Raw genomic sequence first — 330 nt, 5'->3', positions numbered from 1 at the left:
AAGTAGTAGAGAGCTTGATTATATAAAACCGTCGGGAAATCAGGAGCTTTATCTAGTACCTCATCCCAGATTTGTAGTGCTTTTTCGTTCTCTCCCATCTCTCTATACACAGCTCCTAGATGAAATTTTTCTGGCACTACTTCAGGCCTATGTATTAGGTACTCATCGAACGCAATTATTGCTTTTTCGAACAGTTCTAAAGCGGCGTATACCCTTCCTAGTAAAGCATAAACTCCTACTGGAATTTCTGGCTCATCTAATATTGACTTTAGCTTCATAAGTGCGCCTTCATAATCTTCACGCTCAATAGCTATACGAGACAACGCAAGT

General features: G+C 40.0%; 1 protein-coding gene. It reads right to left on the bottom strand.

All coding sequences use genetic code 11. The annotated features are described in order from the left end of the window. Nucleotides 1-330, bottom strand: a 330-nt coding sequence (locus Q4528_RS13075; RefSeq protein WP_303521909.1) for a tetratricopeptide repeat protein, incomplete at both ends; no start/stop codon positions are given.

Origin of the sequence: Staphylococcus pasteuri (assembly GCF_030547725.1) — a bacterium.
GTDB lineage: Bacteria > Bacillota > Bacilli > Staphylococcales > Staphylococcaceae > Staphylococcus > Staphylococcus pasteuri.
Note: the sequence above shows the minus strand (reverse complement) of the source record. Positions and strands in the feature narration are given on the sequence as shown.